Here is a 9,890-nt window from a genome sequence, read left to right as displayed (position 1 = left end):
ATAATTTTTTAATGAGTTTTTAGTTTTGTAGAGAGCTTTTGCCAGCGAATAAATATTAAAATTGCAGCAACTAAAAGTGATATACCACTAGCGATACTAATACCTATGAGTCCCCAATTAAAAATAAAACCAAATAAGTAAGCAAGCGTTATCCCAATGGGCCAAATACAAATGACACTGATAAACATAGAGTAGGCCGTATCTTCTAATCCTCTTAGCCCACCTGCTGCAATGTTTCTAACTCCATCGAATAATTGCCCCACAATAACTATTATTAATACCGTTGATATCATTTTATATAATGGTGTATTTTCATGAGAATTATGAATAAAAATATTAATAAAAGGTTTAGGTATTGTCACAAATATTGTCAAGATAACTAACGTATAAATAATACCTAATATAATAGTTTTATTACCATATATTTTTATTTCATTTAAACATTTTTTACCCCAAAAATATCCAACTAATATACTACTGGATTGACTTAAACCAAATAAAGGAATAATGATCAAAAATAAATACTGCATAACCACCTGGTTTGCGATTAAAGATTGTTGCCCTAGCCAGCTGACCATCGTTGTGAGTATAAAAAAAGACAGTAATTCATTACTTATTTGTAAGCTTACAGGGAGCCCTAATTTTAAAATATTATAGCCTGCTAAAATAAGGTTTTTTAGTGAATTAACCTTGAACAAATAATAATTTTTAAAATCTGTATTTAGTGATATATATACTAAAAATATAACTAAGGTTATTATGCCTTGAATTAAAAAAGCCCAGGCAAGGCCATTTATACCCATAGGCTGAAAGCCAAGTTTTCCAAAGATAAATATATAACCTAAAATAATAGTTAATATTAAATTAATAATACTTAATAAAAATACAAATTTTTGCTTAAAAACTCCAATAGTAATCTGAAATAAAATATTTATAATACCGTTTATAGGAACCACCCATATAAAAATATAAAAATAGTTTGCACATATTGTTACCAATGGTTTTGGCTGTCCTAAAAAAAGCAGTATAAATTTTAACTTTAAAAAAAATAGGATGACAAGAAGGCTAAAAAATAAATTTAAAATTATACTTGCTTGAAAAATAATGCTAATTTTATAAGAATTAATTTCCTCTCCTGCAACACGACCAACAAGAGCGCTGATACAAAAAAAAATTGAGTTAAAAATTGTAATTGCTGTTAATTGAGTTGAAAAAATTAACATGCTGGCAGCAAAGATTTCTGGGCTCAAATAAGATACTAATAAAATACTTGAAAATGGGATCATGGCCATCATGATCTGCGCTAAAATTATTGGAATAGAAATACTTAAAATCGTTTTAAATGAATGTGGCTTGCTGCGCGTTATCATATAAATAATTTTCCTTGAGCACTAAATTTTTACTATCGAATATAAATGTATATTTCCAAAAAATTTTATAAGAAAATATACCAGAAAAAAGTATTTTCTATTTTAAAAATCCTTTTTGATTAAACAATAATAAGGACACTAACTACAATTATAAATTAGAACTATCGTCTGCAATCCTTACGAGTAATGCTTTAAAACGAGTAATGATTTGCAGTATTTGTTCTTCCATTATAAGAGGCTCGCTAAAAGAAATAGTAAAATAAATTTTTCCGTTTAAAATAGACATATGCACATTAATTAAAGTAACGCCTAATTTTTGTATAGTTGCACCATGCATAGAAACTAATTTAAGAGGTTGGTTTGGATTATTTATGGATAAGTTTCCTGAAAAAGTTAATTGAAGATATAAAGCCGATTTTGCCTGCTTTTCAATTAATTCTTTGTACATATTCCATTCTTCATAGATACTTTTTTTATTATATTCTTTTTCAAAGTTAATTTTTAATTGTTCGATTGATTCCCATAAATCACTATTATACTGTTTTGCAATTTTCCAGATATCATTTTGCTTTATATTGATTTTGGTTTGTACAAATGCTCTATAACATCCTAAATAATCATAGGGAACTTTAGGGATACATTCATTTCTTATATCTATGGGAGTTCCAAAAATTATTTCTTCTTGTTCATAATTTGAATAATCTAAAGATAAGAATAAAGCAGCATACATTAGTGCATTAATGGTTATATTATTCTTGTTACATTGTACTTGTATTTTTGTTACTATATCTTCTGAAATTTCTTCAAATATATGTTTTGATAGGCGATTTTCAGTTTTTGCAGCAAAAGTATGGTTGGGCACAATTAAATTGCTAGCAAAAAAATCAGGCATTTCAGCTAATTGGCTAACATTAATAATTTGTTCAAAATTAGGTAATAAATCATACGCTTTAATATCAATATTTTCCTTTCTATATAATTTTTCGTAAAATGCTAAGGTATCATAAAGTACAAAGAAAGAAGATTTGCCATCAGTTATAAGATAATGAATAATAGAAAAAATAAAAGTTTTTTCTTCTGAATAAAGCACCACACATCGCCAAAGTGGCGTCTGCTCTGATCGAATAAATCTTTGTTGCTGTTTTTCAATAAAATCCTTAATATTAATTGGTTCGTTTAAAGGAATATATTCTACAGGTAAAACGGGTAGTTCTTCTAATATTTCAAACTCATCGTTTTCACCCTCACGTTCAACTAACCTTGCGCGTAGTAGGGGCTGCTTTTTAACAACGAATTGTAATGCTTCGCTAAAAATTGATTTATCAAAAAACCCATGCAAGCATGCAAAACCCATAATATTTAAATGGCCTTCACCTAGCTCACCTATACATTTAGTTATCGCTTCATTAAATCCAAGCTTCCTAGATGTTTTTCTATTGAATTTATCCATGATTACTCCATATAAATAACAATAAGGTTCATTAACTCTTTTAAATCTTTAAATTTTATTAAAATTAATAAGGTTCGGTACTGTAAATAATACATATTTGTTAATTATAGCTGTTAATTATTGGTGTATATTTATAAAAGTAATTATCAAAATTTAATATTATTTATTTGAATTTACATCAAATTTTGAAGAATATTTTGAATATTTAGCTGTTTAATTACTAACTATGATACTAATTGTTTTCCTTAAGGAGTTGGCCTTATATAAAAGTGTTCCTTTTAGATTCTCTTTAAAGTTTAGCTAGCTTAAGATATTTCATGGTGCAGCTTATAATTAAAGTTCATTAATAAATGGTCATTAGTAAACCTGATTAGCATACCAAGCGTTTAATAATCTTAGTATGCTGTTAGGGTTATAGCAGAAAACTTGATTAGACAATTAAGCAACCTTATTAAGCCCTAATCCGCCTTTATAGATTTGGTTATCCAATTTTCTTGTTTTATTTCTAATTCCCCTAGTTTGAAAGCACATGAAAATTAATTGATTTATACTAATAATACAGGAGTACTTTATGGCCTTTTAAAATGTATTTTTCAAAAGGATAATGACAATGATTCCGCCAGAAATCCCAGAAAATGAAGCTGAGCGTTTAGCAACACTTTATAAATTAAAAATATTAGATACAGAGCGAGAAGAGCGCTTTGATCGGGTAACTCGTATTGCCTGTAAGCTTTTTGATGTTCCTATTGCTGTCATTTCCTTTTTAGAAGCTGAACGCCAATGGATGAAATCAACGCAAGGGTTTGAAATCCAGGAGGCGGTACGAAAGACATCATTCTGTGGGCATGTTATTCTTTCAGATGAAATTATGGTTGTTGAAGACACCATGAAAGATAAACGTTTTTATGATAATCCGTTTGTCGTTGGCAAACCCAATTTCAGATTTTATGTAGGCTGCCCTTTGAAAATAAACAAATGTAATGTGGGCGTTATCTGTTTAATTGATGACAAGCCAAGGCTTATAAAAGACGTTGATCAACATGTTGTTTATGACCTCGCTAAAATGGTTGAAATGGAGTTAGAATCATTACAGTTAGCTATTACTGATGAATTAACAGGCTTATCTAATCGGCGTGGCTTTTTAAAAATAGCTAATTATTTATTTCAAAAATGTCAACGAGAAAACCAAGTTTTTAATTTATTATTTTTTGATTTAGATAAATTTAAGCACATTAATGATCAATTTGGGCATGCAGAAGGTGATAAGGTATTAAAAACTTTCTCTAATTGCCTTCTTAAGAACTTTCGCTGTTATGATGTGATTGCACGTTTAGGCGGCGATGAGTTTTGTGTATTTTGTTCTAGCTTAAATTCAGCAGATGTAGCTAATATTAATCAACGCTTAAAAGACTCATTGAAATGTATAAGCACACAAGGTTACTCAATTGAATTTAGTGTTGGTAGTATTCAGTATAATCCAAAGGAACATCAAACGTTAGAAACGATGCTCTCGCTTGCTGATACAAAAATGTATGATGATAAAAAAAGTAAATAATTAAGATTTAAGGACTTTATAAAAACATTGGGTTAAGCAGAAATTTACTAAACAAGGCGATTAAGTCATTATTGTTTATTTATTAATCCCTTTTTCTTTAGTATGGTATCTAAGTCTATATTGATAATTTGAGGAATCTTTTCTGCAGTTAGTGGCTGACTATAAAGAAAGCCTTGTATTTCATTACAATGTAATGTTGTTAAAAAATTTAATTGCTCTATTGTTTCAACACCTTCAGCAACAATTATTAAATTTAAATTTTTTCCCATTGCAACGATTGCTTTAATAATTGGATTGCAGTTAGCTTTATTAGGACAATCACGAATAAATATTTTATCAATCTTTATCTTATCAATTGAAAAATCTTTAAGATACGCAAAACTCGAATACCCAGTACCGAAGTCATCTATGGATATCTGTATATTCATTTTTCTTAATTGATCTAGTGTCGTGAGTATATTTTCCTGATTGGCCATGAGTGTACTTTCTGTTAATTCAATAATTAAATATTTCGGATCTAAGTTATTTTCTTTTAAAATATACTCTAATGTGTAAGGAAATGTTGGATTACTTATCTGAATACCCGATACATTTACAGCAATCGGCATGAATTTAAGCCCTTTTTTTTGCCAAATTTTTGCTTGCTTACATGCCTCTGTTAATACCCATTCACCTATCTGGGTTATTAAACCGTTTTCTTCTGCTAAAGGAATAAATTCTGAAGGCGAAATATGGCCCATCTTAGGATGATCCCAGCGAAGAAGCACTTCAAGAGAACAAATTTTCCTAGTATTTAGATTAATAATAGGCTGATAAACCAAATAAAATTGTTTTTTTTCAATGGCTAAATGTAATTGACTTAGAAGGGCTAATCGTCTTTTGGAATCTTTACTAAATTCTTTTCTATAAATAGCGTAAGAATTTCGCCCTTGTTTTTTTGCCCAGTACATCGCAAGATCTGCTTTTTTTAAAAGACTTGATGGTAATTTACCGTGTTTAGGGTAAATACTTATTCCCATACTTACAGTAATAAAAACATTATTTAAACCAATTTTAACTGGATTTAGTAAGCAATGATGGATATATTGAACAAGGCCAGGTATTTCATCCGATCGTTGGACTAAACAAAAAATAACAAATTCATCGCCACCAAAGCGAAAGACAGTATCGGTTTCACGCAAACTAAGTACTAATTTTTTGGCTACCTGACGTAATAAAACATCGCCCGCTTCATGACCTAAATTATCGTTAATACTTTTAAAATTATCGAGATCTATAAATAAAACCGCTAAATAGAAATTAAATCGTTTAGCATATTTTATCTCTTGGTAAAGACTTTTAGTTAATTGAGCTCTATTGGGTAACCCTGTTAAATCATCATGAGTTGCTTGAAATATTAGTTTTTCTTCCATTTCTTTACGTTCTGTAATTTCATGAAAAGTCCATACGCGTCCAATAATTTTATTTTCTAATTTATGAGGTTTACCATAACGTTCAAATCGTTTGCCGTTTACAAAATTTAACTCATCAAAACTATCTAGGTGTGGATGTTGAGTAATATATTCAAGTCTGTTACGGAAATAATCAGGATCTTCAAGCTGCTTTACAGCTTTAGCTACTGTATCATCATGAGTATGAGTTTGAATAAACTCTGGGGTAAATTGCCAAATTTCTAGGAATCTTTGATTGTAATATTCAATCCTATTATCAGAATTAACAACAAGGATTCCATCATCAGTAGATTCTAAAATGGCTTTTGTTATAGCAAGTGAATTTTTAAGCTCTTTCGATTTTGCTTTAATTTTATCATTTTGGTCTAATGAAGTTAAAAGAAGATTTCGATGGTTATAGGCAGCACTAAGTACTACCCACAGATAGAGTAGACTTAACAGGCCTAATAAATTATAAAGATTACCTTGTAAGAAAAGCCAAGTAGTTAATGGTAAAAAAGCCAAAGAGAGAAAAAATGCATAAACGCCAAAAACAGGTGAATATAAATTATTGGATTCTGTAAATATCCCAAAAAGGATCATAATGGTAATAATTTGGTGAATACCTTCTTTATTCGGTAAAAGAAAGAGGCTAACAAAGCCCCAACCAAGTCCAGAACAAAAAACGCCAAAACAAAACCAATTTAACCAAAACTGATAGGAAAAATTTTTTTTATTTTTATAATAAAATATAAGCAAAATACCTCGACCTATTTCTGACGTTAAATACATGTATAAAAGCCAAATTGTAATTAAAGAACGATTACTTATATTCCATAAAGTTACACCTAAGCCGCTAACTGCTAGACATTCAGCAATTAATATAAAGTAGGATAGTTGTTTATAAAGAAATTGAACTTGTTCATCACGAATTTTTTCGTATAAAAGGTGACTATTAAAATTACTTAAAAAATACTTATAAGATGGCCTTTTTTTCATTAATTCAATTTCCCCAATAAAATTAATAAATTATGGTTAGACCATAACCTTTAAATTATAGGATCATTTAGAAAAAATATTTCGGTTCTTTCAAATGAAAGTATAGCGCTAATACTTAAATTCAATTGATCGTAAAATTGGTGATAATCTTTTTATAGAAATAAAAGCAGCTATCATTAGCCTGTTTAAACAAGGAAGGTATTGCCAATTAGAATGGCTAATCCTTAAGCATAAGCTAGCTAAGTTACTTTTTAGATATAGGTACGTTATGGATAGCGGTAACTTTTAAACAATCATCTGATTTTATATCTTTAACAATAGTTAGTTCTATATTGATATTTTTTATTTGATGAACTGCTGCGTTTCGATAGTTAATAATTAAGGGTAAGCTCACGGTCCAGCTATAGGAGTCTTTTTGTAAAAATACAGGTGTGTCGCTTAAACCCACACTCGAAACTAACTTTTTATTCACTATTTCCTTAATAATAGCATCTAAATTAAACTCTTTTTTATAATTAAGCCAAGCTGATTTTGTAAAATAAGCTTGCGCTTTTTCTTGATTAGGGTTTACAAAGTTAAGGTTATAAGTTTGTAGCATTACTTGATAGGCCCAGCTTGATATTTTGGTATCGTTATTTAAACGGTCGCATGCGCTATTAGCAAAACTTGTAAAGGGCAACAATAAACATGCACTTGTAATGAATCTTTTTATCTTACTAGACCGACCTTGCATCATGATCACCTAAAGGTTAAATATTCGCTTGTTTGTTCATAAATAGTTACAAATTATTTAATAATTTGCAAATCGACTTTAAATTCATTTTTAATTACATTTAATAATTATTTATGAAACTAATTCTATTGGGAAAGGGATGTATAGATGTTGGTAATATTAGCTAGATTTAATTAGGCATCAAGGTTAGCAGCCTCAATTTTTTAATTTGACTTAGCTATATTCTTGTAAAATAATCCAAAATCATCGATTTATTTCGATTACCTTTGGAACGTTAATCAGTTAAGGAAAGTTATGATTGTTATCTTCGTTCATGGTTGGAGTGTGACGCATACCAATACTTACGGAGAGCTTCCGCAATGGCTTGAAAGTCAGAGCAAAAATCTTGATATTCAAGTGGGCAATATCTATCTTGGTCATTATATTAGCTTTAATGATACAGTAACCGTTGATGATATAGCACGTGCCTTTGATCATGCAGTGCGTAATGAAATTATTGATAAGCTGCATGAAGGGGAGTGTTTTGCTTGTATTACTCACTCTACAGGTGGCCCCGTTATTCGTAAGTGGATGGATTTATATTTTAAAAATAATCTTGCCGAATGTCCCTTAAGTCATCTTATTATGTTAGCGCCTGCTAACCACGGATCAGCACTTGCTCAACTTGGTAAATCCCGACTAGGCCGCATAAAAAGTTTTTTTGAAGGTATTGAACCGGGCCAGCATGTACTTGATTGGCTTGAGCTTGGCAGCGATATGAGTTGGCAACTTAATGAAAGTTGGCTTGACTATGATTGTACGGCTAATGGTATTTATGCCTTTGTGCTTACAGGTCAAAAAATTGATCGTCAACTTTATGATGCTGTTAACTCTTACACTGGAGAAGTTGGCTCTGATGGTATTGTACGTGTAACTGCTGCAAATATGAATTACAGTCTATTAAAGCTACATCAAGAGGGCAGTAATGGTGAGAATCTTGTTGTTACTAATTTGACCCGGACAAAGCCAATGGCTTTTGGCGTTCTGCCTGGGTGCTCACATTCCGGGAAGAAAATGGGCATTATTCGTAGTATTACTATGGCTAATGCCGCCACTCATCCGACTGTAATATGGCTCTTGCGCTGCCTTCAAGTAAGGAATCAAGCATCCTATCATTTAGTAGCAAAAGAGTTAGATAAACTTACGCAAGCAACACAAGAAATTGAGCATACTGAAATTGTAAATACCCTTATCTATCAGCGCAAATACATTACCAATCGGTACTCAATGATTATATTTCGCCTTATTGATGACAGAGGCAATCATCTTGATGATTATGAGCTTTATCTAACGGCTGGACCTAAATATAGTGAGTATGCACTTCCTAGCGGTTTCTTCGTAGACCGCCAGCGAAACCAATACAATCGAGGCAAACTAACTTATTATCTTGACTACGATATTATGGAAACTGGAATTAATACGCCGAAAATGCAAGGTAATCTTGGCTTTCGTATTAAGGCACATCCTGAATTAAGTGACCAAGCCCTTGCCTATTATAAAATACTTGATTTTCATTCTTCACTGGCTGACATTAACAAAATTCTACATTCCAATGAAACAGTCATGGTTGAAATTATGCTGCAGCGACGAGTAGATAGTACAGTTTCTCGTATCACTAATAATCTAACGCCAACAAAAATTAGCTGGAAACCGACTGGCCAAAAGGTGGATTGACATTTATGAATGGCTTACTTATCCATAGAAGTTAATTAATTCCACCAATAGATTACTGCATTTAAATATGTGGCAAAAAATAACCATAAAATGTAGGGAGTAAATAGTACGCCTATAAAGCTATTTTTATTTATTAGTTTATAACCGAGAACTAAATTTAAAATAGTTAATGCAGTAATCCATACTAAACTAAAACCCAATAAATGATAGTGAAAAAAAATAGGCGTCCATAACCAATTCATTATCATTTGTACTACATATAAGTACCACATAATTCTTTGCTCAGAACCAGGGTTAGTTTTTTTATTTTGCCAAATAGTCCAGCCGACGATAGCTAAAATTGCATAGAGTAAAGACCAAACTATACTGAAGGTAATAGCGGGTGGCGTTAAATTTGATTTAATTAGTTTATTATACCAAGGTTGTATATTAACTTTGGTTAACTGTCCTAGCAAAAAGCCAATGCCTTCGTAAATAAGAATCCATAGTCCAATTTTCCAAAAATCTTTTTTAAGCAAAATTTACCCTTAAATAACGTGAGTTCGACCTAAAAGAGATGAAGTCTCTTTTAGGTCGCTAAACGAACGTTATCCCGTAAAATGCAAAGTATTTATACGGGATCAAGATTAAACGTAAATAA

At 30.7% G+C, this 9,890-nt stretch carries 7 protein-coding genes; 2 read left to right on the top strand and 5 right to left on the bottom strand.

Features of this window, described 5'->3' with window-relative positions:
• Positions 1-8: 8 nt before the first annotated feature.
• The gene (locus DYH30_RS12340) at positions 9-1,370 is read right to left on the bottom strand and encodes an MATE family efflux transporter (protein ID WP_115331945.1); all 1,362 of its coding nucleotides are present in this window, start codon (positions 1,368-1,370) and stop codon (positions 9-11) included.
• A 148-nt stretch (positions 1,371-1,518) separates the two neighbouring features.
• Positions 1,519-2,820, bottom strand: coding sequence for a condensation domain-containing protein (locus DYH30_RS12335; RefSeq protein WP_115331944.1), 1,302 nt, complete (start codon positions 2,818-2,820; stop codon positions 1,519-1,521).
• A 610-nt stretch (positions 2,821-3,430) separates the two neighbouring features.
• Here DYH30_RS12335 and DYH30_RS12330 point away from each other — a divergent pair.
• Positions 3,431-4,375, top strand: a complete 945-nt coding sequence (locus DYH30_RS12330) for a sensor domain-containing diguanylate cyclase (protein WP_115331943.1) — start codon at positions 3,431-3,433, stop codon at positions 4,373-4,375.
• A 68-nt stretch (positions 4,376-4,443) separates the two neighbouring features.
• On the opposite strand, the gene DYH30_RS12325 is transcribed toward DYH30_RS12330, so the two are convergent.
• Together DYH30_RS12325 and DYH30_RS12320 are read right to left on the bottom strand one after the other, a co-directional pair.
• On the bottom strand, positions 4,444-6,804 hold the full coding sequence (locus DYH30_RS12325) for a putative bifunctional diguanylate cyclase/phosphodiesterase (protein WP_115331942.1): 2,361 nt from the start codon (positions 6,802-6,804) through the stop codon (positions 4,444-4,446).
• Positions 6,805-7,048: 244 nt separating this feature from the next.
• Positions 7,049-7,537, bottom strand: coding sequence for a DotI/IcmL family type IV secretion protein (locus tag DYH30_RS12320; RefSeq protein ID WP_160116212.1), 489 nt, complete (start codon positions 7,535-7,537; stop codon positions 7,049-7,051).
• A gap of 294 nt (positions 7,538-7,831) precedes the next feature.
• On the opposite strand from DYH30_RS12320, the gene plaB reads away from it, so the two are divergent.
• Positions 7,832-9,250 carry a phospholipase PlaB gene (gene plaB, locus DYH30_RS12315; protein ID WP_115331940.1) on the top strand — a complete coding sequence of 473 codons (1,419 nt, stop codon included), beginning with the start codon at positions 7,832-7,834 and terminating at the stop codon, positions 9,248-9,250.
• 35 nt (positions 9,251-9,285) lie between these two features.
• Here plaB and DYH30_RS12310 read toward each other — a convergent pair whose 3' ends face one another.
• On the bottom strand, positions 9,286-9,768 hold the full coding sequence (locus DYH30_RS12310; RefSeq protein WP_115331939.1) for a TspO/MBR family protein: 483 nt from the start codon (positions 9,766-9,768) through the stop codon (positions 9,286-9,288).
• Between the last annotated feature and the right edge of the window lie 122 nt (positions 9,769-9,890).

The sequence above is a fragment of the Legionella busanensis genome (genome assembly GCF_900461525.1).
Lineage (GTDB): Bacteria > Pseudomonadota > Gammaproteobacteria > Legionellales > Legionellaceae > Legionella_C > Legionella_C busanensis.
Note: the sequence above shows the minus strand (reverse complement) of the source record. Positions and strands in the feature narration are given on the sequence as shown.